Source organism: Spirosoma fluminis (genome assembly GCF_054778895.1).
In genome coordinates, this window is record NZ_BAAGZD010000002.1 from 322,575 (window position 1) to 338,269 (window position 15,695).

At 53.7% G+C, this 15,695-nt stretch carries 9 protein-coding genes; 6 read left to right on the plus strand and 3 right to left on the minus strand.

Annotated features, from left to right (window positions below; translation table 11 throughout):
* Positions 1–44 precede the first annotated feature (44 nt).
* From ACYVBJ_RS01835 to ACYVBJ_RS01850, 4 genes are all read left to right on the plus strand, one after another.
* Positions 45–2,429: a sialate O-acetylesterase gene (locus ACYVBJ_RS01835; protein ID WP_460980593.1), complete on the plus strand. Its 2,385-nt coding sequence runs from the start codon at positions 45–47 to the stop codon at positions 2,427–2,429.
* Between the two features lie 132 nt (positions 2,430–2,561).
* Positions 2,562–5,357, plus strand: coding sequence for a DUF1553 domain-containing protein (locus tag ACYVBJ_RS01840; protein WP_460980594.1), 2,796 nt, complete (start codon positions 2,562–2,564; stop codon positions 5,355–5,357).
* Between the two features lie 61 nt (positions 5,358–5,418).
* Positions 5,419–6,921: a DUF1501 domain-containing protein gene (locus tag ACYVBJ_RS01845; RefSeq protein WP_460980595.1), complete on the plus strand. Its 1,503-nt coding sequence runs from the start codon at positions 5,419–5,421 to the stop codon at positions 6,919–6,921.
* Positions 6,922–6,976: 55 nt separating this feature from the next.
* Positions 6,977–7,675: an alpha/beta fold hydrolase gene (locus ACYVBJ_RS01850; protein ID WP_460980596.1), complete on the plus strand. Its 699-nt coding sequence runs from the start codon at positions 6,977–6,979 to the stop codon at positions 7,673–7,675.
* A gap of 11 nt (positions 7,676–7,686) precedes the next feature.
* Here the strand turns inward: ACYVBJ_RS01850 and gatC are convergent, their stop codons facing one another.
* The 3 genes from gatC to purH are packed head-to-tail and all read right to left on the minus strand — an operon-like array spanning position 7,687 to position 10,292.
* Positions 7,687–7,974, minus strand: a complete 288-nt coding sequence (gene gatC, locus ACYVBJ_RS01855; protein ID WP_460980597.1) for an Asp-tRNA(Asn)/Glu-tRNA(Gln) amidotransferase subunit GatC — start codon at positions 7,972–7,974, stop codon at positions 7,687–7,689.
* A gap of 30 nt (positions 7,975–8,004) precedes the next feature.
* Positions 8,005–8,736 (minus strand): lysophospholipid acyltransferase family protein, encoded by a 732-nt coding sequence (locus ACYVBJ_RS01860; protein WP_460980598.1) that lies wholly within the window; start codon positions 8,734–8,736, stop codon positions 8,005–8,007.
* Positions 8,736–10,292, minus strand: a complete 1,557-nt coding sequence (gene purH / locus ACYVBJ_RS01865) for a bifunctional phosphoribosylaminoimidazolecarboxamide formyltransferase/IMP cyclohydrolase (protein WP_460980599.1) — start codon at positions 10,290–10,292, stop codon at positions 8,736–8,738. The genes ACYVBJ_RS01860 and purH overlap by 1 nt, the downstream gene beginning before the upstream one ends.
* A gap of 150 nt (positions 10,293–10,442) precedes the next feature.
* On the opposite strand from purH, the gene ACYVBJ_RS01870 reads away from it, so the two are divergent.
* Together ACYVBJ_RS01870 and ACYVBJ_RS01875 are read left to right on the plus strand one after the other, a co-directional pair.
* Complete coding sequence (locus ACYVBJ_RS01870; protein WP_460980600.1) at positions 10,443–11,966, plus strand: lipopolysaccharide biosynthesis protein; 1,524 nt, start codon at positions 10,443–10,445, stop codon at positions 11,964–11,966.
* A 92-nt stretch (positions 11,967–12,058) separates the two neighbouring features.
* On the plus strand, positions 12,059–15,607 hold the full coding sequence (locus ACYVBJ_RS01875; RefSeq protein WP_460980601.1) for a VCBS repeat-containing protein: 3,549 nt from the start codon (positions 12,059–12,061) through the stop codon (positions 15,605–15,607).
* Positions 15,608–15,695 lie beyond the last annotated feature (88 nt).

Genomic DNA, 15,695 nt, shown 5'->3' on the forward strand with positions numbered 1-15,695 from the left:
CAAACTTTATCTCTATTTTTGCGGTAGAATTTTCCCACCCTTAGATGGTTCCTCGTTTTCTGGGGCTGCTACTGCTTGTCAGCCTGCCGTTTTTTGCGTTCGCTCAACTAGAAGTATCTTATCCCATGCCGCGCCTGGTTGTACAGCGCGGAGCCGATGGAAACGGGCGAATCTATATCTCGGGTCGACTAACCGGTGCCGTTGATCGGGTCGAAGCTCAGTTGACGCCGGTAGCTGCCGGTCAGGGAACCAATACGGGCTGGCAAACCATACAGACAAACCCCGCCAACAACCTGTTTCTTGGTTTTATAACCGCATCCGGCGGCTGGTACACCCTGACGGTACGCTCGGTAGTTGGCAACACGACAGTAGCTCAGACCGTAGTAGATCCCGTCGGTATTGGGGAAGTATTCGTAACAGCCGGTCAATCAAATTCGCGGGGATTGGGGATCGGCGACAATGATTTAGGAACGGCTACCGGCCGCGTTACGTCTATTGATTCTATTAACCATTCGTATCCACCGGGTGCGCAGGCGCTGGTGTCGGTGGGTGATCCATTTCCTGTACCCGTGTTTAAACCCCTGACAGCCGGTCACCGCATCTTTCCGATGGCTGAAAGTTCATGGGGATGGGGTGAGTTGGGCGACTACATTGTTAACCGGTATAACGTTCCGGTCGCCTACTACGTAACAGGCTGGGACGGCTCTACTATTGACAACTGGTTAAAATCGGCCAACGGCACGCCAACCTGTAACGCCTATTACTGCGTTGAGAACTGGCCATACTTACAACCTTATACAAACCTTAAAAACGTTCTTCAGTACTACGCGTCGATGGCGGGTGTACGGGCCATCCTATGGCACCAGGGCGAAGCCGAAGGAGACGTAGCACGTAACGAAATACCCCAATACGCTGATCGGCTGCGGGCGCTGATTCAAAAAACACGCCAGGACTTTGGCAACCGCAGCATGCCGTGGGTGATCGCCAGAGCCTCGTTCAACGGACAGGTGACCACGCCGGCTGTGGTTGCCCAGCAGGAAGCCGTAATCGCTACGCCTAATTTCAACGTATTTCAGGGGCCTTTTAACGACACCATTCAAAACCGAAATGCCAACACTGTTGATGTTCACTTCCGGAATAGTGTTCGTCCTTCGCCCCACCCGCGCTATTACCTTAACCCGGCTTCCATTCCGGCCGATATGGGTTTGTCGCGCTTCGCCCGCAACTGGAACAACAGCCTGAACGACGCTTTTTTCCAGAATGCCCAACCCATTACCCCTTCGCAGTTCGCCGTGACGGGCAATGTAGCCGGATCGATAGCACCCGGTTCAACCATAGACGTTCCGTTCTCGACGTTGGGCACCTTTGCGGGAGATAATCAGTGGCAGGTACAACTACTGGACATATCAGGGCAGTTTAAAGCCGTTTTGGGCAGTGGCTCAACGAGCCCGGTCCGGGTAACCCTACCCGCTGCCTATCAGAGTGGTCAATTCCGGATACGGGTGGTCGCTACGTCGCCTGCCTTACCGGCCGTGCCATCGAACCCGTTTCGCATAACCAACCAGCCGCCAGCCTCTGCGGATCTTAGTCTGGCCATGACGGTAAGTGAGCGCTCACTTTCTGTAAACAAACAGGTAACAATAACCCTTCTTGTACGTAATGAGGGCAGCACAACTGTCAATAACGTTGTCGTCCGTAATCGGCTACCCAATAATCTGGCGGTAATATCTACTTCCGGACTGTCCCTGAACAATGGTGTTTTAACCGGTACAGTTGACAACGTAACGCCTGGTGCCATAGTACCACTGAGTTTTGTGGCCCAACCAACGGTGGCCGGGGTATACCGGAATGCGGCCGAGATTGTTCAGGCTTCAGCAGCGGATGTAGATAGCCAGCCCGGTTCGGGTACCGGCGATGGACAGGACGATGCCGCCGAAGTCGACTTCCGCACACTCGAATTGAGCGGGGCCGTATTTGCATCCCCAAATCCCGATCAGGTGCCTTTACCTCCTGTGAGCAGCAACCAGCCCGCACCTGACCCAAACAAAGCTGATGTAAGCGTTCGGCTGTCGGTTGATAACCGAACTCCGGCCGTAAACGAGGTAATCACGTATTCCATAACGATCACCAACCTGGGTGGTTTACCGGCTCCCGGCCTCAGTGTAACGGCTTACTTGCCGGCTGGACAAACCTTTGTTCCGGGCGATGATTTAGCCTTATCGGGAGGCAACCTGGTCGGCGGAGTTAGCAGCCTGGACGTGGGCGGTTCTGTTACGTTACGGTTCAAAGCCGTTGCTGTAGCGAGCGGACGGGGTATTGGGGCCGTTCAGATTTCAGGAGCCGGTCGGCCTGACCCGGATTCTACCCCGAACAATGGCCTCGACAACGGGGAAGACGATACGGCGCAGGTTGATGTTCGCGTAAAGTAAGTGTCTGCGCCTGAGCAAGTGCGTTAGCCGCAGCCCGAATTCCGTCAAACTAGTAAGCTTCTCAGATTCATACAGTACAAAATCAACCTGACTGACTTTTACGCTCAGTGTAGGATGTCTTTGTACTGGCTTATGAAAACGCAATGGCTTGTTTGGGGTGCTGCCGGAGTCGCGATCGCGTTAACGCTTTCGTCGTTCCTGGGCATTTTTGAGCAGCGAGTTTCCTATAATACGCAGGTCAAACCCCTGCTGAACAAACAGTGCATTGCCTGCCACGGTGGGGTAAAAAAGGCATCGGGATTTTCGCTGCTGTTCAGACACGAAGCGCTGGCTCCGGCAAAGTCCGGCAAACCAGCCATTATTCCGGGCGATGCCGAGGGCAGCGAGATGATTCGGCGGCTGACACTGGACGATCCCGACGAGCGCATGCCGCTTGACCATCCTGCGTTAAATCCCGAAGAAATTGATCTGCTCCGCAAATGGATTAACCAGGGCGCTAAATGGGGTGATCACTGGGCGTATCTATCCGTCGAAAAGCCAGAACTGCCCAAGATCGGTACGTTCTGGAGCCGGTTAGGCATCACCTTTCCGGGTTTGGCTGGCAACGACGAAGTCAATTGGGTCAAAAACGAAATTGATTACTTTATAGTCGATAAACTGAGTCAGGAATCGTTAACGCCTTCGCCGGAAGCAGACCGGGCTACGCTCATCCGACGGGTTTCGCTTGATCTGACCGGGCTACCACCCACCGAAAAAGAAGTAGCTGATTTTCTGAACGATGAAGAGGCAAATGCCTATGAGAAAGTGGTCGATCGGCTGCTAAATGCTCCGGCCTACGGTGAGCGCTGGACAGGTATGTGGCTTGACTTGGCCCGTTACGCCGATACAAAAGGCTACGAACGCGACCCCGGCCGGAAAATCTGGCGTTACCGGGACTGGTTAATCAAGGCCTTTAACGACGATAAGCCGTTCGATCAGTTCACGGTTGAGCAGTTGGCCGGAGATTTACTGACCGGACCCGGTGGTGGCTTGCCAACCGACGATCAGTTGGTAGCTACGGGCTTCCACCGCAATACGATGAACAACGATGAAGGCGGCACGCAGGATGAGGAATTCCGCGTTGCGGCCCTACTCGACCGGGTCAACACCACCTGGGATGTCTGGCAGGGCACTACCTTCTCCTGCGTCCAGTGCCACAGTCACCCCTACGATCCTTTCGTTCACGAAGAGTATTACAAATTCGCTGCTTTTTTTAACAATGCGCGCGATGAGGACGTAACCAGCGACACCCCTACCCTACGGTTTTATAAACCCGCCGACTCGCTGAAACTCGTTGAACTCAGGCAGTACATCACCTCAACGACCCAGCCTAGGCAGGCTCAAAGTGAAGTAAGCCGCTGGGTGCAACTGGCCCGAACAATTGAACCGAAAATCAATTCGCACGATTTCGATCAGCTCGTAAACGCATCCCTGCTGGACGCTAAATACTTCGGTTTTCAGGATAAAGGCTCGGTACGTATCAAACAGGTAACGTTAACCAACAAGCGACGGCTGCTGATTGCCTGGGGCACAAAAGCACAGAACGCAACCGTTACGCTCCGGCAGGATAAACCAGACGGCCCTGTCTTAGCTGTTATGCCGGTACCCAAAACCGGTAGCCAATGGAACGACACCATTCAATTGATTCCGTTGCCCCAGGTGCAGGGCCGTCATGATCTTTATCTGTCGTTGAACAGCCCAAAATCTCCGCAAGATTGGGTGATGATCAAATGGGTATCGTTTCAGCCGAGTATGCCGGGTCAGCCCGCTGACGTAGCTGGCCCTAAAGAACAACTGCTGGTCGACCTGTTAAACGCCGATGTCGAACAGACACCCATCATGCTCGACGGCACGGGTGATCTGGCGCGCCCAACGTATGTGTTTGAGCGGGGGAACTGGATAGTGAAAGGAAAACGCGTTACCCCCGACGTGCCAAAGTCATTCCCGGCAATGAACCCGGACCTTCCAAAAAACCGGCTTGGGCTGGCCCGTTGGATGATTAGCCGGGAAAACCCACTGACGGCTCGGGTGGCCGTCAATCGATTCTGGGAACAGTTATTCGGCACCGGCATCGTTGAGACCGTCGAAGATATGGGCACGCAGGGGATTCCACCGACGCACCGAGAACTGCTGGACTATCTGGCCGTTGAGTTTATGGAAACCGATCACTGGCAGGTGAAAAAGCTTCTGAAACGGATGGTAATGTCGGCAACGTACCGGCAGCGTTCACAGGCATCTCCCGAGTTACTGGCCAAAGATCCATTCAACAAGCTGCTGGCGCGTGGCCCGCGCGTTCGCCTGTCGGCCGAAGCGGTGCACGATCAGGCCCTGGCCGTTAGCGGACTGCTCAGCCCGAAACAATTTGGGCCAAGTGTAATGCCTGTACAGCCAGAAGGTATCTGGCAGTCGCCCTACGACGGCGAAACCTGGAAGCAAAGCACGGGCGAAGACATGCACCGGCGCGCGTTGTACACGTACTGGAAACGCACCGCCCCCTACCCGTCGATGGTTACGTTCGATAGCCCAAGCCGTGAGTTCTGTCAGTTACGTCGTCTGCGAACAAATACCCCGCTGCAGGCGCTGGTTACGCTGAACGACCCGGTTTACGTAGAGGCTGCCCAGAAGCTGGCGGATTACATGCTCCAGCACGGACGTTCTCCCGAAGCGCAGATTCAGGCGGGTTTTCAACGGGTGATGGTGCGGCCGCTGGCTCCTCAAAAGTTAGCTATATTGGCCAAACTCTACCGAACAACCGAAGCGCAGTATCGTCAGCATCCCGACGAAGCCCGGAAGTTGTTAGATTGTATGAGCGTATCGCCCGGGCGAGCCGCGTTGACTGTTACGGCAAATACCCTGTTAAATTTAGACGAAGTCATCACGAAAGAATAACGTGATGCGGGTGAAAACCCGTAATTTCTAAACTTTTCGCGGGCTTCGCCCGCATTACGTCATGAACAAGCTCCTGCAAGAACTTCAACAGGCCGCGGCCGAACGAGCCACCCGACGCCACTTTTTACATACATGTTCTACGGGATTGGGGGCTATGGCGTTAGGATCGACGCTGACTGGCTGCGGTCTTTTTAATAAAGAAAACGCCCAGACAAATCCGGTTGGCGGAACTTTACAGTCTGACGAGCCTACTGTTCCGCAGCCCGCGCAGTACGTTCCCAAGGCGAAGCGGGTCATCTATATTCACATGGCAGGCTCGCCCAGTCAACTGGAGCTGTTCGATTACAAACCCGAACTGGCGAAGTATAACGGAAAAGACTGCCCACAGGCCTTACTCGAAGGAAAGAAATTTGCCTTCATCCGGGGTGTTCCTAAAATGCTGGGGCCGCAGGGAAAGTTTGCGCAGCATGGGCAATCGGGAGCCTGGATATCCGATTATTTACCTCACCTCCAAGGCGTTGCCGACGACATTACGTTCCTGAAGGCGATGCACACCGACCAGTTCAACCATGCGCCTGCGCAATTGCTCATGCATACAGGAAGCGCCCGCTTAGGACGACCGAGTCTAGGCTCCTGGGTGACGTACGGGCTCGGCACCGAAAACGACAACTTACCGGCTTATATCGTCCTGGCTTCGGGCGGTAAGCAGCCCGACGCGGGAAAGTCGGTCTGGGGAAGTGGCTTTTTGCCGACCGTTTACCAGGGAGTACAGTGCCGTACCGACGGCGATCCGGTGCTCTACGCGTCTGACCCGGGGGGCATCAGCCGCGATGTTCGGAAACAGACCATCGACGCCATTAGTCAGATCAATCAGCAGCAGTACGAAGACGTTAAAGACCCGGAGATTTTAACCCGTATCGCCCAGTACGAACTGGCGTTCAAAATGCAGATGTCGGTGCCCGACGCTATGGATATTAAGGCCGAACCCCAATTCATACTTGACAGCTACGGCGTTGACCCCAACAAAGGGTCGTTTGCCCGAAATTGTTTACTGGCTCGCCGATTAGCCGAGCGGGGGGTGCGGTTTATTCAACTTTTCGACTGGGGCTGGGATACCCACGGTACAAGCGCTGATGGCTCCATTGATACGGGTTTGAAAACAAAGTGTAAAGAATCAGACCAGGCAGTAGCCGCTTTACTGGCCGACCTGAAGCAGCGTGGTCTGCTCGACGATACGCTGGTGGTTTGGGGCGGTGAGTTTGGCCGAACGCCCATGCAGGAAAACCGGGATGGACAGGTGCTGCCGTTTATGGGGCGCGACCATCACCTCGATGCATTCACCCTCTGGATGGCCGGTGGGGGCGTGAAACGAGGCTTTACGTACGGCGAAACCGATGACATCGGATATTATGGCGTTAAAGACAAAGTACACGTTCACGACCTACAGGCGACCATTCTACACCTCCTAGGCTTTGACCATACCAAGTTTACTTATCAGTTTCAGGGTCGGCCGTTCCGGCTCACCGACGTAGCCGGTAAAATTGTTAAACCCGTTCTGGCGTAACAAAATCGCTTATTTGCTCTTTATTGGGCGCGGGTAAGCGAACAAACAGCCCACAATGACAACCACCCGATTGCGAATTTTTCTGATCCACGGCTATCTCGAAGATCCGACTATTTTCGATACGCTGGAGCCACTGCTTCCGGCGGCCGATTATGTTCGCCTGAATCTGGCAGATGAGTTTACCCGCTGGCAGCCAACGGTTCCCGTTACGGTGCAATTGCTGGCGCAGTACCTCATCGGTCAGTACGCGATTACGGCCGATAATGTAGTGATTGGGCACTCGATGGGCGGCTGGACGGCTATGCACATTAAACAGCTAACCGGAGCCGCGGCCGTACAGGTGAGTTCCTGGACCGACCAGAAGAAGATTTTATTCCCGGTTCATAATTTGAACGTACTGAAACTTCTATCGCGAACGGGCCTTACGCAAAGTACGTGGATGACGAAGCAGCTGGTAAAGCAGTACCCCCTTCCGGAATCCGCTGCGTTATACGCAAAGCTGGCCAACAACGCGACGCACATGAGCAAACTATACGTCTGGCAACAGATTCAGACTTTATTCGCCAAAGTAGCCGCCTTAACGGTTCAGCCCGATCTGCGAATTCACGCCCGGCCTGATAACATTATCGCCCCGCCCGACGAGCGATTTATAGAAGTGCCCGGCGATCATTTCAGTCTGGTTTTCCACGCGGAGCTGGTTGCCGAACCGATTCGAACGCTGCTGGCTAATCGGCCGACCACGGCTGTCTGGTGATACGTCTGTTCTTATTCCAGAACCTTCGGGACTTCAAAGAACCGATCGTCGTGCTGGGGTGCATTGGCCAGCGCCTGTTCGCGGGGCAGGTGATTTGCCACTACGTCGTCACGTAATACGTTTGTCTCCCCCGAGATGTGGGTTAAGGGCTCAACTCCGGTGGTATCAACCTCATTCAGTTGCTCCATCCAGGTCAGTACGCCGTTCAGGCTGTTGAGCAGGTCGGCCTCTTCTTCCGGCTTAATTTCTAAACGGGCCAGGTGCGCAATTTTATGCAGGGTGTCGTGATCTACTTTCATTCGGAGTGGTTACTCGGTTTTGCAAAGATACTACGCGGATACGGTAGCATGCGTGCGCAGTTCATGGTCAATTATCCGAAACGTTTCTTCTTTCAGTCGCCCGATGTCATCCGGCGTCATACCCGTGGTCTCGATCGGTGCATGGATAACCGCCCGCAGGGGATGCCAGCGGACCCGTACCGGATGGGTATCGGGTAAAATTTTATGGTTATCCAGCAGGGTTATGGGCACAATCGGCACCTGTTGGTCAATAGCCATGATAAATGCACCATCCTTAAACGGAACCATCTGCGGAGGCTCCGTCGTCTTGATGCCTCCTTCGGGAAAAATCATGATACTCCGTCCCGCAGCCAGGGTCCGGATTGATTTGGCCAGCGAGTAAGCCCGGCTGTTGGGGTGCGAACGATCGACCTGCACGTGCAGCTTAGCGAACATATACCCCAGTAAGGGAATGTGCTTCACGTCGCTCTTGCCAACAAACGCAAAGTAATTGTTGACGATGACGCCCATAACCGCAATATCGATGTATGAGAAGTGATTCGCGCAGAAGACATACACCTGCCTGGGGTCCGGACGGAATCGATACTCTACACGAACGGGTATGCCGACGACGATAAAAAACAGCTTACCCCAGATGCCGTTGATCCGGTGCGCCAAAGGCTTCCACGCGTCGCGTTGCAAACACACGAACTGAATCGGAAACAGCAACAGGTACAATACCACCAGCCAAACGGCGCACCAGATCGTGTAGAGCAGTTTCATCAGTGCTTAAAGTGCCGTACGCCAGTCGTTACCATTGCCAGACCGTGCTGATTGCAGTAGTCAATCGAATCTTTATCCCGGATTGAGCCGCCCGGCTGCACAACCGCCGTAATACCCGCCAGGCTGGCAATTTCGACGCAGTCGGGGAAGGGGAAAAAAGCATCGGAAGCCATTACCGACCCGTTCAGGTCGAAGCCGAATGAATGTGCTTTCTCAATGGCCTGACGTAACGCATCCACCCGCGAGGTCTGGCCGACGCCACTGGCCAGCAACTGACCTTCTTTTGCCAGCACGATGGTGTTTGATTTCGTGTGTTTACACACCTTGAGGGCAAACTCCAGCGCCCGTACTTCACTGTCCGTCGGTGCTTTTTCGGTCACCGTCGTGAACTGATCGGCCGTTTCGGTCTGGTTGTCTTTATCCTGTTCCAGTACGCCGTTCAGGATCGTCTTGAACATGACCGATGGCAACGTAGTGGGCTTCCGCTTCAGCAGGATCCGGTTCTTTTTCGATTTAAGTAGATTGAGAGCCTCTGGCGCGTAATCCGGCGCAATCAGAATTTCCATGAACAACTTGTTCAGTTCTTCTGCCGTCTCAAGATCGACTGGTGAACTGGTAATGACCACGCCCCCAAACGCCGAGACCGGGTCACAGGCTAACGCGTCCATATACGCGGCTTTAGGAGTAGGAGCCGTTGCGATACCACAGGCGTTGGTATGTTTGATGATAGCGAACGTACTATCCGTTGTTCCCGTAAACTCGTCGATCAGGCCTACGCAGGCATCCACGTCAACCAGGTTATTATACGACAGTTCTTTGCCGTGCAGCTTGTCGAACATCGCGTCCAGATCGCCGTAGAACGTAGCCTGCTGGTGTGGGTTTTCGCCGTAACGCAGGTGGCTGGCGGGCAACGACCGGAAATCCGTCAGATCCGCAGCCGGGGCAGCTGAAGCAGTTGCAGAAGTATTATTCTGACTAAAATAAGCCTGGATGGCGGTATCGTACTGCGAGGTTACGCCAAACGCTTCTTTAGCGTACTGCCGCCGATCGTCGATATCGGTAGCGCCATTTTTCTCCGTCAGCAGGTTAACTACATTGCCGTATTGACTTCGTGACGAGACGATAAGAACGTCTTTATGGTTTTTGGCCGCAGCCCGGATGAGCGATATACCGCCAATGTCAATCTTTTCAATTACGTCCTCGTCGCCCGCGCCCGACGCAACCGTTTCTTCAAACGGGTACAGATCAACCACAACCAGATCAATCGGTGGAATGCGGTGCCGCTCGGCCTGGGCCAGATCTTCGGGCATCTCGCGCCGGTACAGAATCCCTCCCATTACGGCTGGATGCAGCGTTTTAACCCGGCCACCAAAGATGGATGGATAACCGGTCAGGTCTTCAACGGCAGTAACGGGAATACCCAATTGTTCGATAAACGTCTGGGTGCCACCGGTAGAGTAAAGCTTTACCTGCTGATCGTGCAGCAGCCGGACTAAAGGTTCGAGGCCGTCTTTGTAGAAAACGGAAATCAGCGCAGATGAGATTTTCAGGGACATGCTGTTGGCTAAAGCAGAGAGAAACACTGCTATAGGGTTGGTGATCAGGTTAACCGAAATCGCAAAGGGCGCTTTCGACTTGAGCCGCAAAGATAACCAAAGGTCGTAACTTTGTTGGCCCGATCACGCAGCCGGGTGTTTCCTTTTCAGATGAGTACCTTTAAGAAATTAGCGGGTGATACCGCGCTTTACGGCATCAGCACCATTCTGGGACGGTTGCTCAATTACGTGCTGGTGCCGCTTCAGACCTACGTATTCAAACAACCGGCGCAGTTGTCGTCGAATGTCGAACTATACAGTTACGTAGCGGTGCTGATGACCTTTTATACGTTAGGCTTAGAAACGGCGTTCTTCCGGTTTGCGGCCCGGAATAAAGACAGGAAAGCCGACGTGTTCAACGAAACCTTAAGCATCGTCCTAGCCGTCAGCCTGCTGTTTTCGGCCTTACTGATTGGGTTTTCACATCAGATCGCGCTCTTGCTGGAATACCCCGGACAGGAACGGTTTATTCGCTGGGTAGCCCTTCTGGTGGCTATCGACGCCATTATGGCCATTCCATTTGCGCGGCTGCGCGTCGAAAACAAAGCCAGGCAGTTCGTAGCGGCTAAGATGATCAACATCACGCTCGTCGTCGCCCTGAATGTCTTCTTCTTGATTTTCTGCCGGGACGTGTATAATGGTGAGTACCTACCCGCCTTACGACCCATTATCAACGTCATTTACGATCCCAGCATCGGCCCCGGCTATATTTTTCTGGCCAATCTGATCGGCAATGCGTGCTATTTTATTCTATTGCGGAAAGCGTTTATTGGCTTCCGGCCAACGCTCCAGTGGGCCCAGGTCCGAACCTTGCTGATTTACTCGTTCCCCATCATGCTAACGAGTCTGGCGGGTTTGGTAACCAACGTAACCGACCGACTTTTTCTGCGGCAGTTGCTGCCCGATGGGTTTTACGCCGGACTTACATCCGAAGATGCCCTTGGCATTTACGGAAATTGCTACAAGCTATCGGTATTCATGGCCTTAGCGATTCAGTCGTTTAAATTTGCGGCCGACCCGTTTTTCTTTTCGCAGGCTGAAGATAAGAACGCGCCCGGTCTGCTGGCCGACGTAACGAAATGGTTTGTCATTGTCTGCGTGCTGATCTGGGTAGGCGTCAGCCTTAACCTCGACGTGTTTGGTTTCTTTTTATCCGCCCGGTACCGCAGTGGTTTAGATGTAGTACCCGTTCTCCTCTTAGCCAACTTATTTTTGGGTGTCTACTACAACATTTCGTTCTGGTTTAAACTCAGCGACAAAACCGTGTACGGTACCGTAATTACGATAGTGGGTGCGGTAGTAGTAATTGGATTGAATCTATGGCTTATTCCGCAGATTGGCTACATGGGCTGCGCCCTCGCCTTTCTGGTATCGAGCTTCACCATGATGACGCTTTGCTACGTGCTGGGCGAACGGCATTACCCGGTTCCCTACCATATCGGCTCGGCTGTAGGCTACGTAGCGGGTGCCGGTTTACTAATTTATGGGGCCCGGCTGGTGCCCATTCAAAATCTCTGGCTCGCCGGAGCGTTTCATTTGGTACTGGTCGGCCTCTTTGTGCTGGTGATTCTGATTGTGGAGCGTGCTACGTTTCAACCCTTGTTTGGGCGGCTGCGCAGCCGGGTCAGTTCATAAAATTGAAATGCCTTGTGAATAAGGTATTTTTTATAGGTAAATTTGAAGATTATCTGTCAACCATTACCACCGTACAGGGTCGGTTTTAACTCATGAAAGTTAACCAACAGAATGGTTCGTGGCTGCTGGTCACGTGCCTGGTTTTAACGCTTACGTCCTGCCGGGAAAAGCCCTTGTTCGAGCGGCTCGACTCGTCGGATACGGGCATTACGTTTGCCAATACCATTACCGACAGCGATACGCTGAATATTCTGAATTACCAGTATATCTACAACGGCGGGGGCGTCGGCGTCGGCGATTTCAACGGCGACCAGAAACCCGATGTGTTTTTCGCTGGCAATCAGGTGTCGAGCCGGCTATACCTCAACGAAGGCGATATGCAGTTCAAAGACGTAACGCAATCAGCGGGCGTCGATGGCGGAGGGCGCTGGTGCTCGGGGGTATCGGTTGTAGATATCAATGCCGACGGTAAACTAGACCTCTACGTATCCAACACCCTCCACAAGAAAGCGGCCCAGCGGGCTAACCTGTTGTACGTCAATCAGGGTAATGACGAGACCGGAGCGCCCCGTTTTCGGGAAATGGCCGCCGACTATGGCATTGCCGACACAACCTATAGTACCCACTCGGCCTTCTTCGACTACGACAACGATGGCGATTTAGACCTGTTCGTGCTGGTCGATCAGATCTTCGACAGCAAAACGCCCGGTAACCTGAACGTTCGCATTGACGACGGCACCTCGCCCAATACCGACCGACTCTACCGCAATGACTTTGATGCGAAACGGGGGCACGCCTTTTTTACCGATGTAACCAAAGAGGCCGGTGTCATAGCCGAAGGCTTTGGGCTGGGGATGAACATTTGCGACATTAACCGCGATGGCTGGAAAGACATCTACGTAACGAACGACTTCGCGACGAACGATGTGCTGTACATCAACAACCGGAACGGAACGTTCACCAACCACGCTAAAGAAGCCTTTAAACATACCAGTTACTCGGCAATGGGTAACGACGTGGCCGATATCAACGGGGATGGCCTGGCCGACATTGTAGCCATGGATATGCTGCCGGAAGACAACCTTCGCAAAAAGAGTTTAATGGGTGGAAGCAACTATTTCTCGTATCAGGAATGGGACCGGCTGGGCTACGAGCATCAGTACGCCCGCAATACATTGCAGATCAACCAGGGTCCGCGTCCGTACGGAGACAGCTCGAAGGCGAAGGTGCCGCTTTTCAGCGAAACCAGTATGCTGGCCGGCGTTGCCGAAACCGAATGGAGCTGGTCGCCCCTGCTGGCTGACTTCGACCACGACGGGCACCGGGACCTGCTGGTCACCAACGGCTTTCCGCGCGATGTGACAGACCGCGATTTTACCAACTATTACAGTTCCGTAAACAACTTACTGGGCGACGACCTTCGGAAAGAGCTAACGGAGAAAATGCCGCAGGTGAAAGTAAGCAACTATGCGTTCAAGAACCGGGGCGACGCGACGTTCCAGAATGTAACCGATGCCTGGGGTATGACCGAGCCGAGCTTCTCTAACGGGGCCGCTTATGCCGACTTCGACGGGGATGGCGATCTGGATTACGTGATCAACAACATCGACGACGAAGCGTTTGTCTACCGCAACACGCTAGCCGATAAGAAGCCGAAGAAATCGCACTACCTGCGCATTCGTTTTCAGGGAAGTGGAGCCAATTCAATGGGATTAGGTGCCACAGTCGAATACGATCTGCCGGGCGGCCGTAAAGAATTTTATGAGCACACGCCTTACCGGGGCTTCCTGTCCAGTGTTGAGCCCATCGCTCACTTAGGTCTGGGCCCGGTTGATGTTATTCAGAATCTGAAAGTGACGTGGCCGGATGGACGGGTGCAACTGATTTCAGGAGTAAAGGCTGACCAGATTATTACTCTGAAAGCCGCGGATGCTCGGCAGGTTTCCCCTACCGTTATCCCAGAGCCTCAGCGGTTAATACGCGACGTAACGGATTCGATCGGGCTTACGTATCGGCACGAAGAAAACGACTTTATCGACTTCAACCAGCAAAAAACGCTGTTGCACAAACTGTCTGAATATGGACCAGCCCTGGCCGTAGGCGATGTTAACGGCGATGGCCTGAGTGATATGGTCGTTGGTGGCAGTTCTAAATATGCCACCGAAGTGCTGCTCCAGCAGCCTAACGGACGGTTCACGCTGAAGTCCTTACCGGCAAAACTGTCGGAAGATGCCGGGCTCCTGCTTTTCGACGCCGATTCGGATGGAGACCTGGATTTGTATGCCGCCAGTGGCAGCACCGAGTTTGCACCCGACCAACTGGCCGAAGCCCTGACGCATCGGCTGTACACCAATGATGGCAAGGGCAATTTCACCCTGGCCTCGAACGCCCTTCCTAATTTTAAGGTCAGTGGGTCCTGCGTAAAGGCGGCTGATTTCGATCGGGACGGCGATCTGGACGTGTTTGTCGGTGGGCGTGTCGAGCCCAACAAATACCCGATGGGCGTACCCAGTTACCTGCTACGTAACGACAGCAAAAATGGCCAGCCCAAGTTTACGGACGTAACGGCCCAGGTAGCGCCAGCACTGGCCAAAGGCGGGTTAACCTGCGATGCTCTATGGACCGATTATGACAAAGATGGCTACGTCGATCTGATGCTCGTCAGTGAGTGGGCACCCGTAACGATATTACGTAACGAAAAAGGTCGCTTACAACCACTCGAAAACACGGGTCTCGCCGGTAAAACCGGTTTTTGGAACTCGCTCACGTCCGGCGACTTCGACAATGACGGCGATGTCGATTACCTGGTCGGCAACCTGGGTCAGAACAACCTGTTACGGGCTACGCCAGAACGGCCGGTGCGGATGTATGCCGGTGACTTCGATAACAACGGGTTCTATGATGCCTTCACGTCGGTTTATTTCAAAAACGCCAAAGGTCAGTACGAAGAGTATCCGTATTTTGGCTGGGATGATATGGTTCGCCAAATGATCGGCATCAAAAAACGCTACGTGAAGTATGCCGTACTCGGTCAGGCGACTATGAGCCAGATTCTAACCGAAGAGGAACGGAGCCAGGCTTTAAAGCATTCGGCGACGTATCTGATGAGCAGCTATATCGAAAACAAGGGGAACGGTACGTTTGAAATTCGTCCACTGCCCACGCTGGCGCAGGTGGCTCCGGTGTTCGGCATGCTGGCTCAGGATGTAGACGGCGACGGAAATCTGGACGCGGTGCTGGTCGGGAATGATCACGGTAGCGATCTGGTTGCTGGACGAATGGATGCGTTCAATGGCCTGGTGCTGAAAGGTGATGGGAAAGGAGGCTTTACGCCCGTGTCGACCTATCAGAGCGGCTTCATTGTTCCCGGAAACGCTAAAGCCCTGGTCAGCTGGCCCGACGCCCAAGGGCACTTCCGCATGGCGGTAACGCAGAACCGGGGTGCTATGCGCGTGTTTGCGCTTCAGCAGCCGCAGGCGTTTACACCTGTGGATAACAAGACAATGGCGGTTGACATCCGGTTGAAAACCGGGCGCGTTCGGCGGGAAGAAGTTCCGTTCGGAACCTCCTTTTATTCACAGTCAGCGCGGGGAGTATGGCTGCTGCCCGGCCAGACAATCGTTAAACGATACGCGTTTTAATCACTTTTGATCAGCCTTTTGAAGTAATTGTAAATCGCTCCTAAACTGGTTAAGCTAATGACCAATTCAGGAGCGATTTATTGACGCG

Coding starts and splice junctions, on each gene's coding strand:
- ACYVBJ_RS01845 (WP_460980595.1), top strand. CDS start 5,419: ATGAACAAGCTCCTGCAAGAACTTCAACAGGCCGCGGCCGAACGAGCC.
- ACYVBJ_RS01860 (WP_460980598.1), bottom strand. CDS start 8,736: ATGAAACTGCTCTACACGATCTGGTGCGCCGTTTGGCTGGTGGTATTG.
- ACYVBJ_RS01875 (WP_460980601.1), top strand. CDS start 12,059: ATGAAAGTTAACCAACAGAATGGTTCGTGGCTGCTGGTCACGTGCCTG.
- ACYVBJ_RS01850 (WP_460980596.1), top strand. CDS start 6,977: ATGACAACCACCCGATTGCGAATTTTTCTGATCCACGGCTATCTCGAA.
- ACYVBJ_RS01835 (WP_460980593.1), top strand. CDS start 45: ATGGTTCCTCGTTTTCTGGGGCTGCTACTGCTTGTCAGCCTGCCGTTT.
- purH (WP_460980599.1), bottom strand. CDS start 10,292: ATGTCCCTGAAAATCTCATCTGCGCTGATTTCCGTTTTCTACAAAGAC.
- ACYVBJ_RS01840 (WP_460980594.1), top strand. CDS start 2,562: ATGAAAACGCAATGGCTTGTTTGGGGTGCTGCCGGAGTCGCGATCGCG.
- ACYVBJ_RS01870 (WP_460980600.1), top strand. CDS start 10,443: ATGAGTACCTTTAAGAAATTAGCGGGTGATACCGCGCTTTACGGCATC.
- gatC (WP_460980597.1), bottom strand. CDS start 7,974: ATGAAAGTAGATCACGACACCCTGCATAAAATTGCGCACCTGGCCCGT.